We start from the raw sequence: 25,673 nt of genomic DNA, 5'->3' as shown, positions 1-25,673 counted from the left end.
AAAGGATAAAAAATTAAAAATAACACCGGAAAGTGAAGCAACGTGAAAACAATGTGAAGTTAAAATAAGGTAAGAATAATGTGAAGGGCAGCGTGCCAATTTTTCTGTAAAATACAAATTTTAAGGAGTTTTTGAGTCAAAAATTCGACATCAATAAATCCATTTTACATAAATATCCAGAAAATTGACTTTGAATTTACAGCAAATTCGCGACACTTTCATGTGAAGTTAAAATAATATGAAAATAATGCAAAAATACAGTTTAAATCAAATGTTATTAGGAAAAATCCCCACTTCCAGGAATGTTTTGAAAATCCGTTTTATTGCAGGTATTCATCTCTTTTTGGAGAAAAAACCTCTACTGCTACGGAATCTTCAAGAGCTTCAGCACTGTGGGTTATACCTCCTGGAATGTTCCATGAATCTCCCGGGTTCACTTCAAATGTTTCTCCATCAAGGGTCAGGATAAGCTTTCCTGATATCAGATAGCCAGTTTGTTCATGGATATGGTCATGAGATGGGAGTGTGCTTCCACTTTTTAGGAGGAACTCAGCCATAAGAGTTTTTTCCCCGTGTACTACTGCTTTCATCCTGATTCCGGGAAGAAGTTCCCTGTATTCTATTGAATCATTCTTGCAAAACATGAAAAGCCCTCTACAATTTACTAAAAATCAGATACGCCATATCGGGTACAATATTTACATGAGATTATATCTGTACTATTTTTTACATGAGATTATATCTATATCATTTATAGTTTCCTAAAAAATTTAATCATTAAATCTCTTCATGGATAAGATATAAACCAAATCATTTAGATATGAACCTCACTCCTTAAAGAAATGGAAATGTCACGGGTTCGTCCAATATCATTTATCGAGAATATTTGATTAATAATCATTATATCCATAATTTTATATAATATCAGCTATTATTATATTACAGGGCATCTGAAAAACTTTTTTCATACACCCAACAGCTTTTACACCCCCCAATTAAAACCACCCAACTGCTCAGATGCCCATTTCAAACATTTGCATATTTATGCCCTGGATAACTTACCAAAAAGGTTATCTTCAAAAAAACCTTAATCTGTTCCATGTCTTTAATTTTTTTTCCTATCGAGACTGAAAGAATGTCTCTTATCCCTGCTACTGTAAAACTCTATCTTCTGGAACTGCATGACCGCCCTGCTTTTGCTTCAAACCTCAATGCATATGTTCCGGCAGAATGGCCTCCTGATCAGATAACCCCTGATGTAATTGAAGAGTTTATAGGACGGATGAGGGCAAAAGACCGGAAAATGTGGAGTTTCTACTGGCTTCTTCACAGGAAAGCATCAGAACTGCCTGTCCTGATAGGAAGTGGAGGGTTTCTCGCCCATGAAACAGGAACCCTTGAAATAGGATATTCCATCCTCTCCGGTTACCAAAATAAAGGATATGCAACAGAAGCTGTCCGATCAATGATTCAATGGGCTCTTTCCAGCCTTAAAGAAGATTGCATAATAGCCAATACATATCCACATCTGAAGGCTTCGGTCCGTGTGCTGGAAAAAAACGGTTTTCATTTTAAAGGAAACGGGAAAGAAGAAGGTACGATCACTTACGAATTCAGACGAGAAAATTAATGTCTATGATCCTGTTCAAAAGTTTCTCTGGTTTATTGCAGAGCCTCACTGCTCTATGAAAACACTGACAGCTTACCTTTTAAAGTACCTGTAACTGATAATGTCCAATTACCAAAATAATTGAAGTACTGCCGGAAATGCTAAAAAATGGCAGTATAAACTTAATTTTATATATTCATATGTATTATATACATACTGGGCATCTGGAAACTCTTTTAGAATACCCCACTTTCCTATCCCCCCAATCCCCACCTCACCTGACAGATGCCCTCCAAAGGTTATTTTTTTCCGTTATTTTTTTTACGTTATTTTTACGTTATTTTTTCTACGTTATTTTTCTACGTTATTTTTTGGATTTATCTCAGCCATTTTTTTCTTATATCCAGGTCGTTTTTCCTGAAATCTGAGCCGTCTTTTTTGATATATCAGGCTTTTTCAAACATCTCAGCCGCGATATACTGATTTAAGCGATTATTTTTATAATTAATTTTAAGCAATTTTTGCAGTATTTATAAACAGAGAGTGTTGAATAGCTTTTGCCAGTTGAATAGCTTTTGCTAAATACCATATTGTTTGTAAAACTAAAAACATAGAAAGCATGGAATAATGTTAAGCAGGTGTAGGATGCTATTAGCAGGTGTGACGGCTTATGGAATGATACTGGAAAAGTTAGGGCTTTGTTCAGGGTTTTTCGCATCTGAAAAAGATAAAAAGAAAGATAAGTGAACAGGATGATAAGTAAATACGACGTAAATAGAAATGAAAAAATATGCCTGATAAATATATCCAAATTTCAGGAAAGAATCTTTCAGGGAAGAATCGGGAAAAATTGATAAGGAGACGATAAATTGTCAGAAAACCCATTGCAGGTTATAATGGATAAAGACCCGGAGTTTTTCAAGCTCCTGGAAAGTACGCGTGGACTTGCATTCTCAGAAGGTGGAATGCCTATGAAATACAAGCTTCTGATTGCAATGGCACTTGATGCAGCTAATGGTGCAGTGGATGGTGTAAAAGTACTTGCAATCCAGGCTATGCAGGCGGGAGCCACAAAAGAGGAGGTTCTGGAAGCAATAAGGATAACCCAGTACATTTTTGGAGTCGGAAGTGTTTATACGGCAGCAAGAGCCCTGAATGATGTATTGTAAAACCTGATTAAGGCAGATCCGGGATGGTGATACTGCCTTCGAACTTTTTCAACCTGGAAAAAGTAAAATAATTTCACTATTTTTATATGCAATTGGGAACTAAGTAACATAGGGAACCGGGCATCTGAAAGAACTCTTTTTCTTTAACATATCCCAACTCATATCCACCTAAACCTATCAAGAAATCAGGTGCCCTGTTTTCCATAAAGATTTACTCCTGCAGGTAATCTGTTTACAACAGGTCATATTTAAAAAAGTGTGCAGAAGCTAATTAGAAGCTAATTATTTCATTTTTTATCAGGAAATCGAAAAGGTAGTGAGCCTGACATTTAGCAGGCCAGAAAAAGTAGCAGAGAACATTAATTCTGAACTAAAAACCGTAATTCTAAATATATCTCAAATTGATTATTATTGAATAGGAATCTAATTTTAAGATATAATATTGAGAAATGATAGAGGCTGAATAGACAAAGCCGTATTCATTTTTCAGCCAAAAACAAATCTTAAATTAGGTACTCTGGCCGGTAGAGAATAAAGGTAATCTAATATTTAGTGATTTTAGAGACCAGGGTCCTGCTCGAGGTATCTCCTAAAGACGTAGCGCCATTTAGAGGCCGCGTCTTATTTTACCTGAATTGGAATGAAAGCACAGATGAGAAATAAATACAGAAAGAGCAGGTCATGCTTACTATGCTGGATAAAGGCCATGAAATTTTACGCTTTGTCCGTAATTAATTTCAAAAATTAGAGGAAACACAGGTAAAAGAAGTAGAAAACTGAAGAAAAGGCGGTAAAAGGGGAAATAAGGGGGGAGACGAATACTTTATAGAAGGATGCCTGAAAATGGGGATAGGCTTTCAGTGCTGGGTTTGGGATGCATGAGGCTTCCTGTAAAAGACGGAAAGATTGATCAGGATAGGGCAAAAAGCCAGATTCATTATTTAATCGACCACGGAGTCAACTATATCGATACAGCGTGGACGTATCATCTTGGAGAAAATGAGCCTTTTCTGGGCAGCGTCCTTGCTGAGGGATACCGTGAGAAGGTTAAACTTGCAACAAAGCTGCCTTCCTGGATAGTGAAGAGCAGGAAAGAAATGGACAGGATTCTCTATTTACAGCTTGAAAGGCTCAGGACAGATCATATAGATTATTATCTTCTGCACAATCTGACCAGGGCCCTATGGGATAAGATGAAAGGTCTTGGTGTTCTGGATTTCCTTGATAAGGCAAAAGCCAGTGGGCGTATAATTAATGTCGGCTTTTCTTTCCATGATTCAATTGAGGACTTTAAGCTCATTATCGATTCGTATCCATGGAGTTTCTGCCAGATCCAGTACAATTTCCTGGACGAAAATAATCAGGCAGGAACGGAAGGCCTCAAATATGCCGCCTCAAAAGGCCTGGGTGTAATTGTAATGGAACCTTTGCGCGGAGGCAAACTTACCAGTCTCGTACCTCCGGAAGTAAAAGAAATCTGGGATGCAGCAGAGGTAAAACGTACACCTGCAGAATGGGCACTCCGCTGGGTATGGAACCATCCGGAAGTTACGCTTGTCCTTTCGGGAATGAATGAAGAATCTCATATAGAGGAGAACCTGAAAACAGCAGATGAAGCCTATCCGGATTCTCTGAACGAAGAGGAACTGCAGCTTGTGGGAAAGGTGGAGCAGAAATATCGCACGCTTATGAATACCGGATGTACGGGCTGCAGGTACTGTATGCCCTGCCCGTCCGGAGTTGACATTCCTACCTGTTTCGAAGTGTATGACAATCTATACCTTTCAGGGAATGAAAATGAGGGGAAGCTAATGTACGCGGCAAAGGCAGGTGGAATAATAAGAGGAAATATCCCTGGATATGCTTCGCGGTGCATAGAGTGTAAGGAATGCCTGGAAAAATGTCCGCAGCACCTGAATATACCCGACCTGCTTAAAATAATTGCAAATAAATTTGAGGGTCCTGACCTGGAAATATGGAAAGCTGCTGCACGGCAGACTTTCGGGTTGAGTGAAAGTTAAAAAGGTAAAGATTAAGGAAACTTAAAGCTTAACCCACTTAAAAAGCAGAAACCCTTAAAAAGCAGGGCAGCAACTTAAAACGGTAAGGTGTAAGAAATGCTGTACAGAAAAATGCAGAGAAATGGGGACGCACTTTCGATACTCGGGTTCGGATGCATGCGCCTTCCTCTCAAAGAAGGAAAAATAGATGAGGAAAGAGCCAGACAGCAAATACGTTATGCAATTGATCATGGAGTAAACTACATAGATACAGCATGGCCTTACCACATAGGAGAAAGTGAGCCTTTTGTAGGGAGAACCCTTGCTGATGGATACCGCGAAAAAGTCAAACTCGCAACAAAACTGCCCTCATGGAATGTAAAAAGCCGTGAAGACATGGATAAATTCCTTAATGCTCAGCTTGAAAGGCTCAGGACAGACCATATAGATTATTATCTTGTTCACGGGCTCGTGGGAGTATTATGGGACAAAATGGAAAAGCTTGATGTTCTCGGTTTCCTTGACCAGGCAAAAGCTGATGGGCGCATAATAAACGCTGGCTTTTCTTTTCACGGTTCCATTGATGATTTTAAGCGCATTGTTGATGCATATCCCTGGGCTTTCTGCCAGATCCAGTACAATTTTCTGGATGAAAAAAACCAGGCAGGAACAGAAGGACTGGAGTATGCTGCTTCATATGGTCTGGGTGTAATTGTTATGGAACCTCTGCGCGGGGGCAAACTGACAGAACCCGTACCTCCTGCAGTCCAGGAGATCTGGAATAAAGCGGCTGTAAAACGCACGCCTGCCGAATGGGCTTTCCGCTGGATCTGGAATCGTCCTGAGGTTACGGTTGTGCTCTCAGGCATGAACGAAGAAGCAGATATTGAAGAAAATTTGAAAATAGCAGATGAAGCTTACCCTGGCTCGCTGACCGAAACTGAATTGAAACTTGTCAGAAAAGCAGAGAAAAAATACAGGGAGCTCATGAAAACAGGCTGTACGGGTTGCAGGTACTGTATGCCCTGCCCTTCCGGAGTTGACATTCCGGGATGTTTTGAGATCTATGATAATTTCTCGCTCTCAGGCAATGAAAGAGAAGCAAAACTGATGTATGTATCAAAACCCGGAGGAATAATAAGAGGAGATGTCCAGGGGTATGCTTCCCAATGTGTACAATGCGGTCAGTGTATTGAAAAATGCCCGCAGCATCTGGACATACCTTCTTTCCTTGAAGCTATAGAAAAAGAATTTGAAGGAAAAGATTTCAAAGGATGGAAGATTGTTGCAAAAAAACATTTCGGGAAAGAGTAAGAAACAGGCAAGTCAGATAGCTGCAAGTGATCTTTTATCTGATTACTTTTTTGTCTAATCAATTGGGCTGGTTTAATGACTGGTTTTAATGACTGGTTTTAATGACTGGTTAATCCGGAACTCATTTGCTTAAGATTCCTTTCTTCTATCTTATTTTAAGGTTCTAGTTTTTAGAATAAATTACCCAGTTATAATAAGAAGTATTTTAAGATTTATTAAAAATATTTAGATAGATACTGATTTATTCTGTGGATTTCATACTAGAAAGTGTAATACAGTGGAAAAGTAAAAAACGAACTGGCTACTATGAGTCCAGAAATTGACCGTTCGGTTTCTCCTTGCTCTGGATACTGGCAGTTGCTTAAAATATTCAAAAAAAATGAGAATTTGAAAAAACTGGATAAATCCACATGAAACCCGAAACAGAAACTAAAATGGATATTGTCTCTGAAAGCGGGCAAACTGTTGTTTTTCTTCGAAGGACTGAGAAAGGCTGGCCTGTTGATTTTGTATCAGAAAACATCGCAGAATTTGGTTATAATCCGGAAGATTTCTTTTCAAAAAATCTTCTGTACGACGAGATCATATATTCAGAAGATTTGGAAAAAGTGCATTCCGAATTTTTCACCCATTACGAAAAAAAGGACAGAGACTTTACTCTCGTGTATAGAATACTGACAAAATCAGGACAGATTCGCTGGGTTGTTGAAAGAATTCTGCTGCTGCCGGATCAGAATAATTCCTTTACACGCTTTTCAGGTACAGTTCTTGACATTACTGACAAAGCAATATTAAAAGAATCAATCAGTCGTAAACTGGAAATAGAAAAGGTACTGGTGGAAATCTCCAATATGTTTACCAATCCAGCCAGCCTTGAAAGGGATATTAATCTCACACTTGAAAGAATTGGTATTCTTTGCGGAGCTGGCAGGAGTTATATCTTTCAGATTCATGAAGATGGAAATTATATAGACAATACTCATGAATGGTGCGCCGAAGGTGTGGAGCCCCAGAAAGAAAACCTGCAAAATACTCCTTCCAGCAGGTGCCCCTGGTGGGCGGAAAAGCTTCACAAAGACGGGATAATCCATATTACCGATGTGTCGGTCCTTCCTCCTGAAGCAGCAGCTGAAAAAGATTTGCTTGAGAAGCAGGGAATCAAATCCCTTATTGTTTTACCCTTGTATGCAGGTGGAAAGCTTGCAGGCTTCATGGGAATGGACAATGTTGTCAATACCGGGAGCTGGAAAGAAGACGATATATCGATACTCAGGATAACTGCAAACCTGGTAGGAATGGGGATAGAGCGCAGAAAGTCCGAAAAAGCAATACATGCAGGGGAAGAAATTTACAGGTCCATGTTTCAGAACGCTGCTAACCTGATTATTCTGGTAGATTCTAAAGGGGTTATTATCGACTGCAACTCCCGTACAAAGGCTATCCTTGGTTACACGCAGGAGGAGCTTAGAGGACGGCCTATAAAAAGTATTATTTTCTCCGGCTGCATGAAGAAGCATAACAGGTCATTAAAAGAAATAGAGGAGAGGGGCTTTTCCTTCAACAAAGAATACAGGATGATTAAAAAAAATGGCAGGTATGTAGACATTAATGTAAATTCTTCCGGCTTGAAAGATGAAAATGGGAAACATATTCAGACTATTTACATACTTGAAGACATTACCGAGCGCAAAACGGCTGAGAAGCTGCTTAGAGAAAGTGAAAACAGATACCGTTCCCTATTTCAAAATAACAGCGCTGTAATAATGCTTATTGACCCGGATACGGGAAATGTATATGATGCAAATCAGGCTGCATGTTCGTACTACGGATATACCAGAGAACAGATGCTCAGCCTGAATATTTCTAATATCAATATACTTCCGAGAGAAAAAATTCTGGAGGAACTGGAGCAGGCAAAGTCAAGGGACCTCAACCACTTCTTTTTCACCCACCGTTTATCCAGCGGGGAACTGCGTGACATTGAAAAATACAGCTATCCTATTCCGATAAACGAGAAAATATTCCTGTATACCATAATCTCGGACATCACGGATAATAAGAAAATGCAGAGTGAACTTGTCAGAGCAAAAATGGAAGCCGAGATTGCCAATAAAGCAAAGAGTGAATTTCTGGCAAACATGAGCCATGAGCTGAGAACGCCTTTGAATTCAATAATCGGTTTTTCTGATATGCTTCTTACTCAAAATTTCGGCCCTCTCAATGAGAAGCAATTGAGGTATGTCAACAATATCACAGTAAGTGGAAGTCATCTCCTGAAGCTGATCAATGATGTGCTTGATATCTCAAAGGTTGAAGCCGGAAAAATGGAGCTGCAAGTAGAGAAATTTTCGATATCCGGTTCGGTTTCTGAGGTTAAGTCCTTACTGGTTCCTCTGGCCTCAAAGAAAAATATTGAGATTCTCAACAGGGTCGATGATAAACTGGAAAGCATAAGTGCTGACAGGACAAAGTTCAAGCAGATCCTGTATAACCTTATGGATAATGCCATAAAATTTACACCCGAAGGCGGGCATGTTACTGTTGATGCGAAAATTGCAGGTGCCGGAGCAGAAATTACTGTAATGGATACAGGTATTGGAATATCTGAAGAGGAGTCCCAGAAAATCTTTAAACCCTTTGTACAGCTGGAAAATCCTGAATTCAAAAAACAAAAAGGGACCGGGCTCGGCCTCTCCCTTGTAAAGAAATTTGTGGAAATGCACTCCGGTAAAATATGGGTTGAAAGCAAATCCGGTGAGGGAAGTAAGTTCGTCTTCACTATACCGCTTAATTTATACAGCAGGAGTTACGCGGTTGAACTGAAAGACAACGGCGTTAAACCATCAACTGCCTGAAATACACATTTGATCGCAATGTCTCTCTTCCAGCTTTTGTACCTCAAGTGCGTAAGTCCTGTACTTAACCTTTTCCTACAGGATGTAACTCTTCCGCAAATTTGACTCAAGCATCGACCTCCCCTGCATATTATTAAAAGCTTCATTAAAAGCTTCATTAAAAGCTTCATTAAAAGCTTCAGACCTCTGGTTATCTATTCTCAGTTTTTCCATTATTCTGCATTACCGTTTCAGGGATTTTTACCTGTGGAAAAAGCTTTCCCCAGATTGCTGCCGATACTGTAGTAGCTTCTATTCCCGGTCGCGTAAATAACGGGTCTGATCTTCTCGATATCAGGATTTCCGTTTTCATCAAGCACTGATTCTTCTGCCTTTATGTCCATTATTTCGCCAACAAACATAGTGTGGAGCCCTACCTCGAGGCTGTGGAGAAGTTTACATTCAAGGATAATCGGGAACTCTCCTACATAAGGCGCAGGCACCAGATCGCTTCTAACAGGTGTGAGACAGGCGCAGTCAAATTTATTTTCATCTCTTCCGCTTGCGATCCCGAAATAATCTGCCTGTTTTACATAATTTTCGGACGGGATGCTTACAGTGAATGCTTTATTTTCGATAATACCGGCATAGCTGTAAGTAGCCTTTCTTAAAGATACACTGATACACGGAGGATTAGAACAGCAGATTCCTCCCCATGCAATAGTCATAGCATTGGGTTTTCCGTTCATGTCATAGGTACCGACAACCCAGGTAGGAGTCGGAAAAGCAAGTGGTTTTGCTCCGATTGATTGTTTCATGGTTAGAACCTTCTTTTCGATAATACAAAATGCTTTCGTGAACTAATTTTCCGAATTTATGTTACTTTGCGAATCTATGTTACTAATTTTATTTTTGTTTTGAGTTTCTTTCAGGAGAGATTTGAATTGCAGAATTCCATTTCTTCAGATAAAATTCTTTAAAGCCGGCATTTTTTGTTTTCTTTGTTTGCTCATTTTCCGAAGAGCTCTACACTAATTTTTCAACAAACAGTATTACTCAGTTTTCAATCAATCTGAGAACTATTTACAGGATAATGTATAGATTTTAAAAGCAAAACAGTTGAAAGTTATTAAGTATAGTATATAGTTGCCATTATATATTATGCGGGATATAGGATAAATACAGAAGTATCAATTAACCACTATTCTTTCCGGAGAATGATAAAAGGGGATTCTCCGGTCAGGAAAAAAATCCGGGGGAACAAAATGTTAGGCAAGTACTGTAAACTGTTGCTCGGCGTGTATATCCTTAAAAAGCTTAACTCGGGTAACTCACACGAAGTTACAGAGATTTCTGAACACAAAAAGAGCGGACTAATAAGCAAATACAGCAAACTTATTCTGGGCGCATACCTGATGAGAAGGCTTAAAACAGGAAGGTATTATGGGACTAGAGTGCATGAAGAGAGCACAGGAGGATTACTTCATAGATATGGAAGTTTAATGCTCACCACATATGCTGCGAAAAAGTTACGGGCAAAAAAATCTCATAAAGAAACGGAACAACTGCAGGACGTGAAACAACCTGCGCACGGGAGCTCATTCTTACCTCATGCAGCAATGAGATTAGGGAAATGGCTACTGGGTGTATACCTCCTGAAAAAATTCCACCATAAAGAGCCGGAGAGTGAAATAGAAGAAATAGTTGAGACAGAAACATATGAAGAGGACAAAGGATCATCACTGATTAACCTTAACAAAGTAATAGTGGGTGCGCTTGTCGGAGTTACTGCTATGTATGCAGTAAAAAAATACCGGGCTAATCACAATAATGGATATGACCTCTGTATAGAATAAGAGCCGGGAGCCCGAAAATGTACAGGACAAGAAACTGGCCTAAGATATTGCTGGGCGCATTCGCAGGAATTGCATTTTTCTACATAGTAAAAAGATACAGGCGTGACAGGCATCTTCCTGCAGCGCTGAAATCCATTCCAGTACCTTTCAAACACAGACCTGCGCCTCCCACAATAAAAGCCATATACCCTGACAGGCAGACTTTTGCTTACAGGCATGACTCTCCCATCTGGATTGAGTTCGATATGCCAATGAACAGCACAACAATCACGAAAGATACCGTAATAGTCAAAAGTTCTGCATCAACAAAACCTGTGGATGGGATTCTGGACGCAGGGTCAAAAATGCTGATGTTCCGTCCCTGTAACGAATATCCGATGGACGAGCACGGAGCCGAGATAACAATATATCTGCTTGGGAATGAAACTGGCTCAGGGTTCATAATGGACGAGAGAGGAATTGCTCTGGACGGCGACAAAGACGGAAAAGCCGGAGGAGACTTTGTATACACTTACAGGATTGTGAGATAAAATTAAGGTGAAACATAGCACCATAGCATAAGATGAAACATAGCACAATCAGCTATTCCTGATTTCTGAAAAACGGCACAATCCTCTTCACATTTTTCATTCTTTTTTCCTTTAAGTTTTCTGTTATCTGGCGAATATTCCATAATTATTCTTTCTTCTCTATTGTTTCATCCTTTATTTTTCATATTTTTCCTGTTTTCTCTTTTGTTCATTTTCTTCATTCATGTCTCGCTGTAGAGAACCTTTTTATTGATCTAATACAGATGAACTACTAGTTTTACAGAGGGACCAGATCTTAACCTTAAAATCAATATATTCCAACCGAAATTTCCCGCCGGAGCAATTATGATCCCAAAACAGCAGGTTCTTGGATTTCTGAAAGATTACGATCCCGAAAGCATTACTGTTGCGACAGTCTGTTCTCACTCAAGCCTCCAGATCTTTGACGGGGCTCGAAAAGAAGGTTTTAAGACTCTGGGGATATGCACCGGAAAACCCCCAAAATTCTATGATGCATTTCCCCGAGCAAAACCGGATGAATATCTGGTTCTCGAGAGCTACGGAGACCTTATGGAAAGAGCCGGGGAGCTCAGGAAGAGAAACACTATCATAGTCCCGCACAGTTCACTTATTGCTCACCTTGGCAAGGAAAATTACCTGGAGATTCCGGTGCCCGTTTTCGGAAACCGGGTTGCAATCGAATGGGAGTCGGACAGGGCTAAAGAATGCAAGTGGCTTCTCGGTGCAGGCACTCAAATGCCCCGAAAAATCGATAACCCTCATGACATTAAAGGACCTGTAATGGTCGAGTATGAAGGGGCACAGGGAGGAAAAGGGTTCTTCGTTGCAAAGAATTACGAAGAATTCAACGAACTCGTAGACCATACTCGAAAGTTCACAATCCAGGAATTTATTACCGGAACTCGCTACTACCTTCACTACTTCTATTCCCCAATCCGGAACGAAGGATATACCCTGAGCAGGGGCAGCCTTGAACTCCTGAGCATGGACCGCAGGGTAGAATCCAATGCCGACGAAATCTTCAGGCTCGGGTCCCCAAGAGAGCTCATAGAATCAGGAATAAATCCCACATATGTAATCACCGGGAATATGCCTCTAGTTGCAAGAGAGTCTCTCCTGTCCCGCATCTTTTCCCTGGGAGAGAAAGTAGTTGAAGAGTCCCTGAATCTTTTTGGAGGAGTTACAGGAGCTTTCTGCATTGAAGCAGTTGTTATGGACTCACTTGAAATCAAGGTCTTTGAACTTTCCACAAGGATTGTAGCAGGGACAAACCTTTACATTTCAGGCTCCCCTTATTCGGACCTTGTGCAGAAACAGCTTTCCATGGGAAGGCGCATAGCCTTTGAGATAAAAGAAGCGTCCCGCACAAACCAGCTGGATAAGATATTGTCACGAAGCTCAATGAGATACTATTATAAAAAATAATATTTGTCATAAAAAAATAATGCTGAACGATTGAGAGTTATTCAAGAGTTGAAGCTGTTCAACAAATTGAAGCTTTTGAAGGCTTCTAAAAATTTATTTTCAGCGGTTAAAAGAAATGGGTCAAAAGAAATTTTTCAAGCTGGAAATTGCAACCACCTGAAAAAATAAAAATTCGCTGAAAAAATTTGATTTGTTTTTATTTCAAACTAGATTTTGCTTCTTATTTAAAATTTGATTTGTTTCTCATTTATTTTTTTCTCGCATTTTGAGTTTCAGGCCTGCCATAACCTCCCCCTCCCGGGGTCTCGACCACAAATACGTCCCCACTTCTCAACTTTAATTCTGCCTGCCCTCCAACTTTAATAACCCTTCCGTCGCTGCAAATGAGTGTATTTTTTCCGCATTTTCCTGGCATGCCGCCTTTGAGCCCGAATGGCGGGAATTTCCTGTGGCTTGAAAGGATAGCGGCATCCATATCTTTCAGGAACCTGAATCTCCTTACAGTCCCGTTTCCTCCCCTGAATTCGCCTGCTCCCCCGCTTCCCTGCCTGATAGAAAATTCCTCAAGCAAAACCGGATACCTTGTCTCAAGAACCTCAGGGTCTGTGATTCTGGAGTTAGTCATGTGGGTGTGGACAGCATCCGTTCCCGGAAACCCCGGACCTGCGCCTGCTCCTCCGCAAATAGTCTCGTAGTACTGGAAATCAGCATTCCCGAAAGTGAAATTGTTCATTGTACCCTGAGAAGCTGCTAGGCTTCCAAGAGCTCCGAAAAGGGCGTCAACAATATACTGCGATGTCTCAACATTTCCTGCAACAACGGCTGCAGGAGGCTCAGGTCTGAGCATGGAGCTCTCAGGGATTATAATCTCAAGCGGCCTTAAACAGCCTGCATTCAGCGGGATATCACTTTTTACAAGTGTCCTGAAAGCATAGAGGACAGCAGCCAGGCAGACAGAAGCCGGAGCATTGAAATTATTTGAAAGCTGGGGTGATGTCCCGGAAAAATCAATTTTTGCACTCCGCTCCTTTCGGTCGATTGTAACCTTTACTTTAATGGCGCTCCCATTATCGAGAAGATACGTAAATTCCCCGTTCTCAAGCCTGTCAATAACCCGCCTGACAGCTTCTTCGGCATTGTCCTGCACATGGCCCATATAAGCTTCGACGGTTTCAGGGTAGAATTCCTCAACCATTTTCCTTAATTCCTGAAGCCCTTTTTCATTTGCAGCTACCTGTGCCCTGATATCAGCCACGTTCTGGTCAGGGTTCCTTGCAGGACATTTGCCCGAACCGAGCCATGCTCTTAATTTTTCTTCAAGGAACCTGCCATGTTCAACTATTCTCATGCCTTCGCTGAGCACTCCTTCTTCTTCAATGTTCCTGCTTTCGGGAGGCATGGAACCCGGAGTAATACCTCCCACATCAGCATGATGACCTCTGGAAGCAAGGTAAAAAAGAATCCTTCCCGACCTATCGGACATGGGAGTAACAACTGTGATATCAGGAAGATGCGTTCCTCCGTGGTATGGAGAGTTGATGAGATGTACGTCTCCGGCATGAATATTTCCGGACTGAGCCTGGATAAGATATTTTACGCATTCTCCCATAGAACCCAGATGAACAGGTATGTGGGGGGCATTTGCTATCAGGTTTCCTTTCCTATCAAAAATGGCACAGGAAAAATCAAGCCTCTCTTTTATATTTACCGAATGGGCGGTGTTCTGCAGAGTATAGCCCATCTGTTCTGCTACGGACATGAACCTGTTATTGAAAATCTCAAGCATTACAGGGTCGACTTCTGTCCCTATGGCTGTTCTGGCAGGAAGAGGAACTCTACGGGTGAGAATAAGGTGATTTCGAGCAGTAATTTCACCCTGCCAGCCGGGTTCGATTATAATGGTAGTGTTTTTTTCTGTAAGAATTGCAGGCCCGTTTATGCAGGCTCCTGGTTTTAGTGTTTCCGTATCGAAAACAGGCGTCTCAAGGAATTCTCCGTAACTGTACATCCGAACCCTGGATACAGGAGAAATCGCCTGGTTTTTGTCAGGCGCAAGCAGAGGGTCAGAGACTCTCTCCGTAACTCCCACAACTTCTACTGAGACAGCCTCTACAACGATGGACTTGCCTTCCATCACAAATCCGAAGCGTTTTTTGTGGGCTTCCTCAAAACCAGCTCTGAGGGATTCGGCGCTGCCTGAAAAGTTCGCAGTAAGCTATGTGTCCGATCCTGCATATCTCATATGTGCCCTGTAAAGCACGTTTATACAATCTTCATGAACTCCCTGCTCAAGCATGGAGAGCCGTCCCTGAGCTTCAAGCCCTGTAAAGATGGATTTTAACTTCTCTACCTGCATTTCCGAGAGTTCGACTCCAATATACTGTTCTTTTATGATCCTCTGGTCTGCTAGCCCCATCCCGTACGCAGAAAGGACCCCTGCATACGGATGAATAAAAATGCTTTTGATCCCCAGAGCATCTGCCACCCTGCATGCGTGCTGAGCCCCTGCTCCCCCAAAGCAGCAGAGCGTATACTCTTTTACGTTATATCCACGCTGGACCGAGATTTTCTTGATAGCATTTGCCATGTTCTCGACTGCAACGGAAAGAAAACCCTCTGCTGCCTGTTCAGGAGTTAGAACAGGATCTGGAATATTGCCGTTTGTAGAAGCCGTCTCAGCAAGTTCTGCAAATTTCCTGCGCACAATATCGGAATCAAGCGGCTGGTTTGCTTCCGGTCCGAAGATGTTCGGGAAAAATTCGGGCTGCAGTTTTCCGAGCATGAGGTTGCAGTCCGTAACCGTAAGAGGTCCGCCTTTCCTGTAACATGCCGGACCCGGGTCCGAACCTGCCGAATCAGGTCCCACTCTGAATCTGCCTCCTTCGTAATGGAGAATTGAACCCCCGCCTGCTGCAACCGTGTGGATCCGCATCATTGGGGAACGCAGGCGGACACCTGCGACCTCTGTCTCGAGGCTTCGTTCATACTCCCCGCTGTACTGTGCTACATCGGTAGACGTGCCGCCCATATCAAAAGTGATTATCTTTTTTGCCCCTGCCATTTCCGAGGTTGCAACTGCTCCTACTATTCCCCCGGCAGGTCCTGAAAGGATGCAGTCTTTTCCCTGAAAAGCCCCGGAATCTATAAGCCCCCCGCTGGACTGCATGAACATCAGTTTAGGGCTGCTTTTAAGGCTATTCTTTACTTCCCGTTCACTTCCAGGGCTTTCAGCTACCGATTTGCTTTTAGCTCCCCTTTCTTTTTCGTCCAGGCTCTTTTCGACCATATTAACATACCTGCGAAGAACCGGAGAAAGATAAGCATCGACAACTGCAGTTTCCCCACGACTTACGAATTTTATGAGCGGGCTTGCCTGATGGGACAGAGACACCTGTGTAAAACCGATTTCTCCGGCAAGCCTGCCGAGTTTTAGCTCATGCTCGGGATACCTGTAAGAGTGCATGAGGACGATTGCAGCCGAACGAATGCCGGCTTTGTAAGCCTCTTCAAGCTCTTTTTTAGCACCTTCAAGGTCCAGAGGCACAATTTCTTTCCCGTCTGCTCCGTACCTGCCGGAAATTTCGGTAACTCTTTCGTAAAGCTGATCAGGAAGCTCTATTTTCTGCGCAAAAATATCCGGGCGGTTCTGATACCCGATTCTCAGAGCGTCCCCGAAGCCCCTGGTTATGACTAGAACAGTTCGCTCTCCCTTTCTTTCAAGAAGAGCATTTGTCCCCACGGTTGTGCCCATTTTTATGGCTTCAACTTCTTCCGAAGGAAAAGGGGCGTTTTCAGGCAGCCCGAGTATCTGGCGAATCCCTTGCATAGCTGCATCTTCATAATGAGAAGGGTCTTCGGAAAGGAGCTTGTATGTGATCAGTTTTCCATCAGGGCTGCGGGCTACGATATCTGTAAACGTGCCTCCGCGGTCAATCCAGAACTGCCAGCGGGCTTTGGGGGACATGTAGGGAATAATTGCAGAGGTGGTATTAATTGTTAATCGGGAGTTTGGAGTTTAGATCAAGTTATCAATTAGAACTCGTTAAATAAAGCTTCAAATTATTGGTTGTTTCAAGTTTCTTTTCCCCTTTAGCAACAATCGAGATCTCCCCGCTTTTATTAACTATAAAATTAAGCTCAACGGAAGCTTTCTCAAGCTTAAACCTGGGGACTTCTACAAGCGCATTTTTTATCCCTTCTTCTATTCCCATAATTAACTCCACCAGGCTGTCCTCGATGTCCTCTTCGCCGAAAAGCCGGGTATCGTCAACGGGAACGAGAGTCAGCTCTATAGTGTGGGTTTCTTCTTTTGAGATATTTCCTCCAAGGCCGAGATCCAGATCTATAACTGGCACTTTTAGCTCTACTCCGCCTTCTTTGCTATTGAAGGTTTTTAGCTTTAAATCCAGCTTTTCAACCTTAACTTTCAGGTCCGACCTATAAGATCGTTGTTCCACTTCACGAATTGCTTTTTTCACTTTAGATATTATTGTATCTATTTGAACTCCAATATCTTCGGACACCATCAAACCTCTGTTTCTGGCTTTTCAATTAATAAATTCAGATAAAATCTGTTATTCCCGGAAAAAATGGATTCCGGATTTTTAAATAGGCTCTTTTAATCAAATATTACTCATTTTCTCTATTTAGCTTCCTCAATACCCTGATTTTTTGATTTAGCGCCTTACTGAAGGTAGAATCTATTTCTGTTGCTTTATCAAAGAACTCGATTGATTCCTCGTATCTTCCCAGCATGGAAAGTGCCAGCCCTTTATTAAACCAGGCATCAGCCATTAACGGGTCGGTCTCCATTGCTCTGGTAAAATATTTTATAGAATCCTCGTATCTTCCTTTTATTCCTGAAATTACGCCTGAATTATTCCAGGCCTGTGCGTTTAGCGGGTCAATATGGATGGCATTTTCATAGCATTTTGCAGCATTGTCGTACCTTTTAGCCTGCTCATAATAGACACCCATATTATACCAGTCATCTGTTACTGATTTTGGAAAATCGGCAAGCTTCATCCCCGTCAGAATGCTGTAATCTATAATTTCCAGGACTTTATCAAAACACTCGATAGCATTATCATATTGAAAGATGGCTCTTAACGTGACCCCCTTCAGGTACCATGCTTCCACATCAGATTGTTCAATTGCCAGTGCCTCATTAAGGGACTGCGCTGCATTTTCATATTCATTTAAATTGTAGAAGCATATGGCCCTATATTTCCAGAACTGCGGATCTTCAGAGCATATATCAACTGCTTCATTAAACGAGGCTAAAGCTTCATTATACATTCCTTTGCTAAGATTTACATAGCCCTCATACAAAAAAGCCGGGACAAGAATCGGACTGGAAGGAATATAGACTGCAGGAGGAATATCCTTGGGATATACAGGGATGTCTATCAACCCGACTACTATTATTGTTTCATGGCAATCTGCCGGGAAGTTGGCTCCGGCTGCAGCAAAAACCGATACCCTGTTTTCAATTGCTCGTCTAATGGCTCTGCATACACTTACAACGGCTTCCAATAATTCAGGATTTTTGCAGAGGTCTTCCTTTCTTTTCTCTATACCGACCGAGAGATTAATTATTTTTGCGCCACTATCCACTGCCCAGTTTACGCCCCGGGCAATTCTATAAAAATACTCTGATAATGGTGCATCGTCGTTTTCATAGACTTTGCCAATCAAAAGTGGCGCATCAGGAGCAGTCATTGCAAGATTCAAAGCAACGGCAGTGCCATGACCGTTTTTATCCAGATACCCGGAGCCTGTAAAATCTTTAATTGCTTCCACCCTATACTTTAGATAAGGATGCTCAGGCAGGACCCCGCTGTCCAGGACAGCACATTTTACATTTTTCCCGGTAAAACCCAGCTGATTAAGTTTGTTCATATCCCCATCTACTGCCAAAACAGGAACGTAGTAAATGCCTCTCTTTTCGTCAAAAATGTCGCTGATTTTTAGTTTATGGTCTCCAAAAAGTTTTACCCTTAGGTCATGTTCAGGCATAAAACCTCCATCCTGTACCTTATAAAGATATTAAAGCATATCATAAAGATATCCAAACTTACTAAATTGTATAGTTTCCGGGACTGAGGTATGTTCAGCAGATAAAGATTTTTTTAGAGCTAATCAGAATAAATAATTTTTACTGGAAATTCAGATTACTCAAAACTCTGGCATCCTGGAAATATTTATACATTGGAGGGTAAGATAAATCCTCATGAAAAAATACCTGGGAATTATTGTCGATGCCGTTTCCAGGCGGCAGTTTAAAGGCGAGATTACCGTTGAAAACGGAAAGATAACCAGCATAAAAGAAAAAGACCATGGTAATGGGCAGTATATCCTGCCAGGGCTTGTGGACTCTCACGTGCATATAGAGAGCTCTATGACCGTGCCTTCGGTTTTTGCCAGGATGGCTGTTGCAAAAGGCACGGTTGCAGTTGTCAGTGATCCTCATGAGATTGCAAACGTTATGGGGGAAGAGGGCATTGAGTTTATGCTTGAGGACTCAAAAAAAGCCCCTTTGAAAATCTATTTTGGAGTACCATCGTGTGTGCCGGCTACGCCTTTCGAATCATCGGGTGCGGTCCTGGATGCAAATGCCGTTGACCGCCTGCTGGCAAGAAACGACCTTCATTACCTTTCCGAGATGATGAATTTCCCGGGGGTAATTTCTGAATTTAAGGATGTAATGGCAAAACTGGAATCTGCTAAAAAGTACGGCAAAGTTATAGACGGGCATGCACCCGGCTTAAAAGGGGAAGACCTGCGGAAATACATCGGATCAGGAATTTCAACAGACCATGAATGCTTCGAATACGAAGAAGCCGTTGAAAAAATAAATCTTGGTATGAAAATCCTGATCCGGGAAGGAAGTTCAGCCAGAAATTTCGAAACCCTGTATCCACTGATAGATGAATATCCGGATTCAGTTATGCTCTGTATGGATGATTCCCACCCTGATACACTTATCTATGAAGGACATATCGACAAACTGATCCGGCGCGGACAGGAGATAGGGCTTGATATTTATAACCTTATAAGGGCAGCTGTTTTCAATCCTGTAGAACACTACGGGCTTGATGTCGGGCTGCTTCGCGAAGGAGACCCTGCAGATTTCATTATTGTGGACGACCTTAAATCTTTCAATGTCCTGAGCACCTTTATCGGCGGAGAATGTGCTTATGACAGAGGAAAAGTTCTTTTCCCCGCGGAAAAAGTTCCTGCAAAAAACGTGTTCAATCGAAGTAAAATAGCAATTGACAATGTAAAACTGACTGTGCCCCCTGGAGCAGATAAAAAGCAGAAAAAAATCAGGGTAATAGTTGCAAGGGACGGAGAGCTTGTAACGGGACAGGAACTGGTTCTGCCAAAGATAGAAGCTGGCAATCTGGTTTCGGACCCCTCAAGGGATATTTTAAAGATTGTTGTCCTGAGCAGATATGGAGACGATCCTGCTAAGATTGGTTTCATAAAGAATGCAGGCCTGAAAAAAGGCGCTATTGCAAGCAGCATTGCCCATGACAGCCATAATATCATTGCAGTAGGGGCAACTGATAGGGATATAATTGAAGCTGTTAACAGGCTGGTGGAAAATAAAGGTGGAATTGTTGTCGGGACTTCAGAAAATCTTCTTGACCTGCCGCTTGAAGTTGCAGGTCTTATGAGCGCACTGGACGGAGAAGAGGTAGCTTCCCGTTACCACCTGCTGAATGAAGAAGCTAAAAGGCTGGGAACTTCGCTTGAGTCCCCTTTTATGACTCTCGCATTCATGTCCCTTCTGGTGATCCCGGAACTTAAACTGGGGGATAAAGGCCTTTTTGATGTAACGAAATTTGAGTTTGTCAATCTTTTTTCAGGCGAATAAGCAAAAAAAGAGCCTAAACAAAAAAGAACCTAAGCAAAAAAAGAACCTAAGCAAAAAAAGAACCTAAGCAAAAAAAGAGAGCCGTGCAGAGAATTTCTCTGCACTTTCAGCTATTTTGTTCTTTCAGGTATTCCTGTCTCTTTCCATAACCTTCAGAACATCGGTATTCGATGCAGTCTGCACAATCATAAACTGCCTGCTCATCGAAGCTGTCTTCATTGCTGCAGTTTCCATACACAGGATAAGGATCTTTACCGCATCCTGAAGATTGCTTTTTTTCGTCCAGTGGTCCTTAAAACATTTATTGGCCACCTGTTTAGTAAACTCGTTCCCAAAAGCTATGAAATTGCTTCCTTTACCGTGAGAAGTAAGTGTCATTTCAGTATTGATCAGTTCTGCTATTGCATGGTTCCCTGCCGAGGCGTACAGCCTTCTTTTTTTGGAGACTCCGCCTTCAACTGAAGATACTTCCCCTACAAGAACACCGTTTCTCTCCGAGACCTTCTCCTTGCAGTCAGAAACCCTTATTTTGACCCCAAACTCTTCTGCTTTCTGTGCAAGTTCCTCATCAGTAACTATTGCGCCGCTGTAAAGCTCTTTTTCGAGCTTTTCCCTGTCGGGCCTCTCCCCTTCAAAAGTGATTTCACGCATATCTCCCGCCATAACTGCGCCGTTCTTTCCGATAAAAGCGATAACAAGGGTCATTTAAATCCGCTCCAGAACCTGTAATTAAGAATCTCTTTATTTTAGTTGTTTATATTTCTTAACAATTCTCCTTAAAGCGATATTGTTCTGGATGAGGAAATAGTCCTCTGGACTTGGAAATTTAATTTTTCAGTTTTTTCCTGGCACTCCATAAACTTTTCTGGATACAGGTCAAAAATAAACTAATAAAAAATAAGTAGGCGGCGGGAAAAAAGCAGAAATAAACTTGAAAAAAACCGTAAAATCGATAAGCATATACTTTATACATTCTGTGAGCCGTGATGCTCTTCTGATTCGAGTGCGGTAAGAATGGTTCGATGAATAGGATAACGTTGAACGGATCTTCCGAGTTAGTCCTTTTAAGCGAAGAGGCTATTCACATTTCTTTAAGGTTCGGGATATATGCGTAAAGCTGAGTTCCAAATAAACTGCATTCTCCAATCTCTTTCTGCCTGAGATGTTCCTGGAATTTTTTTATCGCCTCTTTCCGTGTGTCTTCCGGGATATTGCTGCTGTTTGCTATTGAAATAAATGTCCCGGGATCAGATTCTTCTATGGTTCTGATTAACCAGCATAAGATGTTGTGTCTTACGGCTTCATTTGGATGGCTTAGCAGTTCAAATGCTGTGGATGCATCTTCCAAGGAGAGATAATCATAGATGGTAACCGAGGCTCTTGCTGAGATTATTCCTTCCGAAACTTTGAGAACAGAAATCAAATATTCTTTTATCGTCTTTCTCTGTTCTTTTGGGAAAACAGTAGGATCAACTCCCTGGAGTCCGACTATCGAAGCCAGGATATAATATGGTTCTTTCTTTTCTCTCAGCCCTCTAAGGAGACAGCTTGCCCTTAGGTCTTCAGGTATAAGGAAGGGATGAAAAAGCAGGTTGGATACTGCCTGAGGACTATTCCATTTCTGGAGAATGAAACGAATTTTTTTTATATCTTTCTCATCCAGCTGCCATAGTTTTGATCTTGCTTCCATCAGGTCGTCCAGATCTTCTGCTTCAAGAAAAGTTTTCAGTTCTGGACTTATCCCTGAAGAAAAAATACCCATTTATTGTCCCCCAAATTTTATGTTTAAAACCCAAAAATCAGTGGATTAATAGGTATAGCAGTACTATTTCTTCACACAGCTATACCTGGCGAATATATATGGGCTTAAAAGATTATCTTTAGTATAATCATGTACGTAATTATACTTAAACTTATTTTTTATATTCAAACCCGGATATTTTATGTCTGCTTTATATTATATCCTGTTATTGATCTGGTGTAAGAAGTAGCGACGTAAACCATTGTTATTTTACATCTTTTTCCCAATATAAAATACATATCCGTAATACTGTTTGTATTTTGAATACAAATCTGCCTCACGCCTCATAAATTCAATCATATTCTCAACGGTTTTATTCCCCGCATGTTTTTTCAAGAATTCCTCTTGCCTTGCTTTTTGCGGAACAAAATAATTGTCTATCCAACAATTTTCAGGCAGTATAAATACGGCAACAGGAATATAACCTGTTTTTTGCATGATGGAAATATTATACCCTATTGTGCCAATTTCAGGAACCGCGTCCAACCACCACTTCTCAATTTCAGCGGGACGCTCATCGGTAAACCATGACTCATATGTTACGGCAATATAACCATCTTTTTTGAGGAAGCCCTTCCAGTGGTTCAAGCCTTTTTCAAAACCTATATTGGCAATAGCCCCCTCAGACCATATAAGATCAAATTCCTCATTCTGAAACGGCAAATTATCCATTGAACCGACAATACCTTTTACCCTGTTCTGCAAACCAAGTTTTCTGGCTGTTGCGTTTAGTTTATCAATCGAGCCGGCGTAAAGGTCGAGGGCGGTGATGGTTGCTTCTGTATTTTGTGCCAGAACCATTGTTTGAGCGCCTGTGCCGCAGCCTAAATCGGCAATTTTTGTTTTGTTTGAGAGATTGCCGATAAAACCTAATGCCCTGATGGTTTCTTCGGAGCTGCCGGGCCCCTGCCTTTCAAGCTCTGTGAAAAATTCATTGATGAGGGAAAAATCAAACTCGTGGATTGTTATTTCTTCCATTGTCATACTCCTTACTTCCGTTGTCATACTTCGTATCTTCTACGAGCTCGTTTCAAAACTTCTCCTGTAGCTTTTCCCAGTAAATGAAGAATGTTGCTATTATCACTAATGCCCTTAGTATTCTGTCAAATCTTTCATATCTCAGGATTATTCTTCTAAACCCTGTTTTTATCTTGAGGAAAACCTTACTACTGCTAATCTTTTTGCATACTATTCTTTATTAAATTTTCCAGGCCTTCTTCTTTTTCTCTTCTTTCTGTTTCTTTTGTTTTCAGGAATAGAAGCTTTGATTCTTCTCCTGAGCAGGTACTCTCGTACCTGCGCATCATCATAAATTGAATCTGCTACTATTTCTTCTGGTCTTTTTATTGGTTTGTATCCAGTCCTGACTTTTATTGCTCCAATAGTCTCTTCGAACCTGTAAGGATCATATTCTGCTCAAGGACAATAACAATGCTTAATGGAAGGTCTTCTAAGGTTACAGCTGCATGAATCTTTATTCTTTTTCTCTTTTTGAATCAGTTATACTCGACACTTTCCACTCTTTTTTTGCTTCTACAAAACTGCTATCCATTGCAACAATTTCAAGGGAGAGTTGTCCATCCTGATAAGAATCATCTATTAGAGAATTAAGGATCTTATCCCAAATTCCTTCTTCAGACCATCTTTTTAGTTGTCTCCAGGCAGTTACGTAAAATCCGCATCTTTTGGGCATATCTCGCCATTGATAACCTGTAACAAGAACATAAAAATTCCGTTAATGATCTGATGATCATTTACTCTCTTCCTCCCAGCTGAGGGTTAAGGGAGGAAGGTATGAGTGAATATGAGTCCATTAAGCATCAGTAAGTTCCTGGAAATGTATACTAATCCTCTCTATAATATAAAATTAATAATATATAATTTTGAAACAGGCTCATTATTAAATACCCCATTATCAAACAGTTTAAATATAATTATCAATATAATCTTAAAATCAAGCATCATAAGATTGAGTATTACATATTGGATACAAGATTTTTTCCAACAAAACCAAATAGATCAACTTCGATACTTATACATAGGGGGGCCAGTATGGGCACAGACACAGGAACCGGAAAAAATCCAGAAAGACTATCTACTGTTATTGATAAGAATATTATTTTCAGGCAGAGCAACGGTTCTAATTTTTTAAAAAAATACAGGGGACTGTTCTTCGAGAGGGGGTTGCCGTAATGACCAATCTAAGAAAAATAAAAAAAATAAGAAAGAGTATGCCAACTGTCGAAGGGGCAGGGGTACACCTTAAGAGGGCTTTCGGGTTTCGACACGTTCCTGAATTCGATCCTTTCCTACTGCTTGATGAGTTCCATTCAAAAAAACCGGGTGAGTACAGCGTGGGGTTTCCCTGGCATCCTCACAGGGGGATTGAAACCATTACTTATATCCTTAAAGGAGAAATCAGGCATGAAGACAGCCTTGGAAATAAAGGTATAATCCGGTCAGGGGAAGTCCAGTGGATGACTGCTGGAAGCGGGATTATTCATCATGAAATGCCACGCGGGGACAAGGAAGGAACTTTGTGGGGTTTCCAATTGTGGGCGAATCTTCCGGCTTCATATAAGATGACAGAACCGCGGTACCAGGAAATCAAAAGCAGCCGCGTTCCTCAACTTCTTATGGAAAAAGGGTTGAAGGTAAGGATTATCTGCGGAGAAGTAAACGGAGTTGAGGGACCTGTAAAGGGAATAGCTACCGATCCCGAATACCTGGATATTACGGTCCCGGCAAATGAAAAGTTTTCCCATATAACGATTCAGGGCCATACCGTCTTTGCGTATGTAATAGAAGGCAGCGGATATTTTGACAGGGAAAAAGACCCCTGTGCTTTTGAAGTAGAAGGTGAAAGATACCTCCACCCTGCAGGAGATTGTATAATATGCCCGGAAACTCTGGTCCTCTACGGAGATGGAAATTCGATCGAAGTAACTGCAGGTGATAAAGGCGTAAGGTTCCTTCTCATATCAGGAAAGCCCATAAAAGAGCCTGTTGCCTGGTACGGGCCTGTAGTCATGAACACAAAAGAAGAATTGAGAGTTGCTTTTGAGGAATATAAAAAAGGTACATTTACAAAACATCGTGCAGTATCAAAAGCCCGGAAATCAGGGAAACCGTATAACTGAGGGAAGAAATAAATAAACCTTCTGTTATAATATTTTGATTCTTGAAGTGCACTAAAATGATATATAAGTTGCCAGATTGGATGATAAATCTT

Annotated in this window: 19 protein-coding genes and 1 pseudogene; 11 read left to right on the top strand and 9 right to left on the bottom strand. The window is 41.3% G+C overall.

The genetic code is table 11. The features are described from left to right. Nucleotides 1-320: 320 nt before the first annotated feature. Complete coding sequence (locus RSJ42_RS07050) at nt 321-644, bottom strand: cupin domain-containing protein (RefSeq protein WP_410509875.1); 324 nt, start codon at nt 642-644, stop codon at nt 321-323. 455 nt (nt 645-1,099) lie between these two features. Between RSJ42_RS07050 and RSJ42_RS07045 the strand changes: the two genes are divergently transcribed. The 5 genes from RSJ42_RS07045 to RSJ42_RS07025 all read left to right on the top strand — a co-directional run bounded on the left by RSJ42_RS07045 (nt 1,100) and on the right by RSJ42_RS07025 (nt 8,947). Then, nucleotides 1,100-1,630: a GNAT family N-acetyltransferase gene (locus RSJ42_RS07045; RefSeq protein ID WP_410509874.1), complete on the top strand. Its 531-nt coding sequence runs from the start codon at nt 1,100-1,102 to the stop codon at nt 1,628-1,630. Between the two features lie 848 nt (nt 1,631-2,478). Further along, on the top strand, nt 2,479-2,778 hold the full coding sequence (locus RSJ42_RS07040; protein ID WP_410509873.1) for a carboxymuconolactone decarboxylase family protein: 300 nt from the start codon (nt 2,479-2,481) through the stop codon (nt 2,776-2,778). Between the two features lie 818 nt (nt 2,779-3,596). Further along, nucleotides 3,597-4,799: an aldo/keto reductase gene (locus tag RSJ42_RS07035; protein ID WP_410510332.1), complete on the top strand. Its 1,203-nt coding sequence runs from the start codon at nt 3,597-3,599 to the stop codon at nt 4,797-4,799. A 96-nt stretch (nt 4,800-4,895) separates the two neighbouring features. Then, complete coding sequence (locus tag RSJ42_RS07030) at nt 4,896-6,092, top strand: aldo/keto reductase (protein WP_410509872.1); 1,197 nt, start codon at nt 4,896-4,898, stop codon at nt 6,090-6,092. Nucleotides 6,093-6,502: 410 nt separating this feature from the next. Continuing rightward, nucleotides 6,503-8,947, top strand: a complete 2,445-nt coding sequence (locus RSJ42_RS07025; protein WP_410509871.1) for a PAS domain S-box protein — start codon at nt 6,503-6,505, stop codon at nt 8,945-8,947. A 230-nt stretch (nt 8,948-9,177) separates the two neighbouring features. On the opposite strand, the gene RSJ42_RS07020 is transcribed toward RSJ42_RS07025, so the two are convergent. Next, nucleotides 9,178-9,744 (bottom strand): flavin reductase family protein, encoded by a 567-nt coding sequence (locus tag RSJ42_RS07020; RefSeq protein ID WP_410509870.1) that lies wholly within the window; start codon nt 9,742-9,744, stop codon nt 9,178-9,180. Nucleotides 9,745-10,191: 447 nt separating this feature from the next. Here RSJ42_RS07020 and RSJ42_RS07015 point away from each other — a divergent pair, with 447 nt between their 5' ends. The 3 genes from RSJ42_RS07015 to RSJ42_RS07005 all read left to right on the top strand — a co-directional run bounded on the left by RSJ42_RS07015 (nt 10,192) and on the right by RSJ42_RS07005 (nt 12,758). Further along, nucleotides 10,192-10,782 carry a hypothetical protein gene (locus RSJ42_RS07015; RefSeq protein ID WP_410509869.1) on the top strand — a complete coding sequence of 197 codons (591 nt, stop codon included), beginning with the start codon at nt 10,192-10,194 and terminating at the stop codon, nt 10,780-10,782. A 17-nt stretch (nt 10,783-10,799) separates the two neighbouring features. Next, complete coding sequence (locus RSJ42_RS07010; RefSeq protein WP_410509868.1) at nt 10,800-11,312, top strand: Ig-like domain-containing protein; 513 nt, start codon at nt 10,800-10,802, stop codon at nt 11,310-11,312. Nucleotides 11,313-11,657: 345 nt separating this feature from the next. Then, the gene (locus RSJ42_RS07005) at nt 11,658-12,758 is read left to right on the top strand and encodes a formate--phosphoribosylaminoimidazolecarboxamide ligase (RefSeq protein WP_410509867.1); all 1,101 of its coding nucleotides are present in this window, start codon (nt 11,658-11,660) and stop codon (nt 12,756-12,758) included. Nucleotides 12,759-13,005: 247 nt separating this feature from the next. Here RSJ42_RS07005 and RSJ42_RS07000 read toward each other — a convergent pair. The 3 genes and pseudogenes from RSJ42_RS07000 to RSJ42_RS06990 all read right to left on the bottom strand — a co-directional run bounded on the left by RSJ42_RS07000 (nt 13,006) and on the right by RSJ42_RS06990 (nt 18,776). After that, nucleotides 13,006-16,722, bottom strand: a pseudogene (locus RSJ42_RS07000) (hydantoinase B/oxoprolinase family protein). A 64-nt stretch (nt 16,723-16,786) separates the two neighbouring features. Beyond that, on the bottom strand, nt 16,787-17,284 hold the full coding sequence (locus RSJ42_RS06995) for a trypco2 family protein (protein ID WP_410509866.1): 498 nt from the start codon (nt 17,282-17,284) through the stop codon (nt 16,787-16,789). Between the two features lie 103 nt (nt 17,285-17,387). Next, entirely contained in the window at nt 17,388-18,776 is a 1,389-nt protein-coding gene (locus tag RSJ42_RS06990) for a tetratricopeptide repeat protein (protein WP_410509865.1), read from the bottom strand. A 214-nt stretch (nt 18,777-18,990) separates the two neighbouring features. Between RSJ42_RS06990 and ade the strand changes: the two genes are divergently transcribed. After that, nucleotides 18,991-20,640 carry an adenine deaminase gene (ade, locus tag RSJ42_RS06985; RefSeq protein ID WP_410509864.1) on the top strand — a complete coding sequence of 550 codons (1,650 nt, stop codon included), beginning with the start codon at nt 18,991-18,993 and terminating at the stop codon, nt 20,638-20,640. A gap of 123 nt (nt 20,641-20,763) precedes the next feature. Here ade and RSJ42_RS06980 read toward each other — a convergent pair whose 3' ends face one another. From RSJ42_RS06980 to RSJ42_RS06965, 4 genes are all read right to left on the bottom strand, one after another. Further along, a complete protein-coding gene (locus tag RSJ42_RS06980) occupies nt 20,764-21,345 on the bottom strand; it encodes a DUF2121 domain-containing protein (protein ID WP_410509863.1) in 582 nt (193 codons plus the stop codon). Between the two features lie 376 nt (nt 21,346-21,721). Beyond that, entirely contained in the window at nt 21,722-22,402 is a 681-nt protein-coding gene (locus RSJ42_RS06975) for a hypothetical protein (RefSeq protein ID WP_410509862.1), read from the bottom strand. A gap of 249 nt (nt 22,403-22,651) precedes the next feature. Then, nucleotides 22,652-23,419: a class I SAM-dependent methyltransferase gene (locus RSJ42_RS06970; protein WP_410509861.1), complete on the bottom strand. Its 768-nt coding sequence runs from the start codon at nt 23,417-23,419 to the stop codon at nt 22,652-22,654. Nucleotides 23,420-23,915: 496 nt separating this feature from the next. Continuing rightward, nucleotides 23,916-24,134 (bottom strand): hypothetical protein, encoded by a 219-nt coding sequence (locus RSJ42_RS06965; protein ID WP_410509860.1) that lies wholly within the window; start codon nt 24,132-24,134, stop codon nt 23,916-23,918. Between the two features lie 359 nt (nt 24,135-24,493). Here RSJ42_RS06965 and RSJ42_RS06960 point away from each other — a divergent pair, with 359 nt between their 5' ends. Both RSJ42_RS06960 and RSJ42_RS06955 read left to right on the top strand, forming a co-directional pair. Continuing rightward, nucleotides 24,494-24,634, top strand: a complete 141-nt coding sequence (locus tag RSJ42_RS06960) for a hypothetical protein (protein WP_410509859.1) — start codon at nt 24,494-24,496, stop codon at nt 24,632-24,634. Next, entirely contained in the window at nt 24,634-25,581 is a 948-nt protein-coding gene (locus RSJ42_RS06955; protein ID WP_410509858.1) for a pirin family protein, read from the top strand. The genes RSJ42_RS06960 and RSJ42_RS06955 overlap by 1 nt, the downstream gene beginning before the upstream one ends. Nucleotides 25,582-25,673: the final 92 nt, after the last annotated feature.

This window comes from Methanosarcina hadiensis (genome assembly GCF_046529725.1).
Taxonomy (GTDB): domain Archaea; phylum Halobacteriota; class Methanosarcinia; order Methanosarcinales; family Methanosarcinaceae; genus Methanosarcina; species Methanosarcina hadiensis.
The sequence above is the reverse complement of the archived record's forward strand: the minus strand, read 5'-3'. Positions and strand labels throughout refer to the sequence as shown.

What these genes read in the sequence shown, in the direction of transcription:
- RSJ42_RS07050 (WP_410509875.1), bottom strand. Translation starts at nt 644, where the DNA reads ATGTTTTGCAAGAATGATTCAATAGAATACAGGGAACTTCTTCCCGGA.
- RSJ42_RS07045 (WP_410509874.1), top strand. Translation starts at nt 1,100, where the DNA reads ATGTCTTTAATTTTTTTTCCTATCGAGACTGAAAGAATGTCTCTTATC.
- RSJ42_RS07030 (WP_410509872.1), top strand. Translation starts at nt 4,896, where the DNA reads ATGCTGTACAGAAAAATGCAGAGAAATGGGGACGCACTTTCGATACTC.
- RSJ42_RS07025 (WP_410509871.1), top strand. Translation starts at nt 6,503, where the DNA reads ATGAAACCCGAAACAGAAACTAAAATGGATATTGTCTCTGAAAGCGGG.
- RSJ42_RS07020 (WP_410509870.1), bottom strand. Translation starts at nt 9,744, where the DNA reads ATGAAACAATCAATCGGAGCAAAACCACTTGCTTTTCCGACTCCTACC.
- RSJ42_RS07015 (WP_410509869.1), top strand. Translation starts at nt 10,192, where the DNA reads ATGTTAGGCAAGTACTGTAAACTGTTGCTCGGCGTGTATATCCTTAAA.
- RSJ42_RS07010 (WP_410509868.1), top strand. Translation starts at nt 10,800, where the DNA reads ATGTACAGGACAAGAAACTGGCCTAAGATATTGCTGGGCGCATTCGCA.
- RSJ42_RS07005 (WP_410509867.1), top strand. Translation starts at nt 11,658, where the DNA reads ATGATCCCAAAACAGCAGGTTCTTGGATTTCTGAAAGATTACGATCCC.
- RSJ42_RS06995 (WP_410509866.1), bottom strand. Translation starts at nt 17,284, where the DNA reads ATGGTGTCCGAAGATATTGGAGTTCAAATAGATACAATAATATCTAAA.
- RSJ42_RS06990 (WP_410509865.1), bottom strand. Translation starts at nt 18,776, where the DNA reads ATGCCTGAACATGACCTAAGGGTAAAACTTTTTGGAGACCATAAACTA.
- ade (WP_410509864.1), top strand. Translation starts at nt 18,991, where the DNA reads ATGAAAAAATACCTGGGAATTATTGTCGATGCCGTTTCCAGGCGGCAG.
- RSJ42_RS06980 (WP_410509863.1), bottom strand. Translation starts at nt 21,345, where the DNA reads ATGACCCTTGTTATCGCTTTTATCGGAAAGAACGGCGCAGTTATGGCG.
- RSJ42_RS06975 (WP_410509862.1), bottom strand. Translation starts at nt 22,402, where the DNA reads ATGGGTATTTTTTCTTCAGGGATAAGTCCAGAACTGAAAACTTTTCTT.
- RSJ42_RS06970 (WP_410509861.1), bottom strand. Translation starts at nt 23,419, where the DNA reads ATGGAAGAAATAACAATCCACGAGTTTGATTTTTCCCTCATCAATGAA.
- RSJ42_RS06965 (WP_410509860.1), bottom strand. Translation starts at nt 24,134, where the DNA reads ATGCCCAAAAGATGCGGATTTTACGTAACTGCCTGGAGACAACTAAAA.
- RSJ42_RS06960 (WP_410509859.1), top strand. Translation starts at nt 24,494, where the DNA reads ATGGGCACAGACACAGGAACCGGAAAAAATCCAGAAAGACTATCTACT.
- RSJ42_RS06955 (WP_410509858.1), top strand. Translation starts at nt 24,634, where the DNA reads ATGACCAATCTAAGAAAAATAAAAAAAATAAGAAAGAGTATGCCAACT.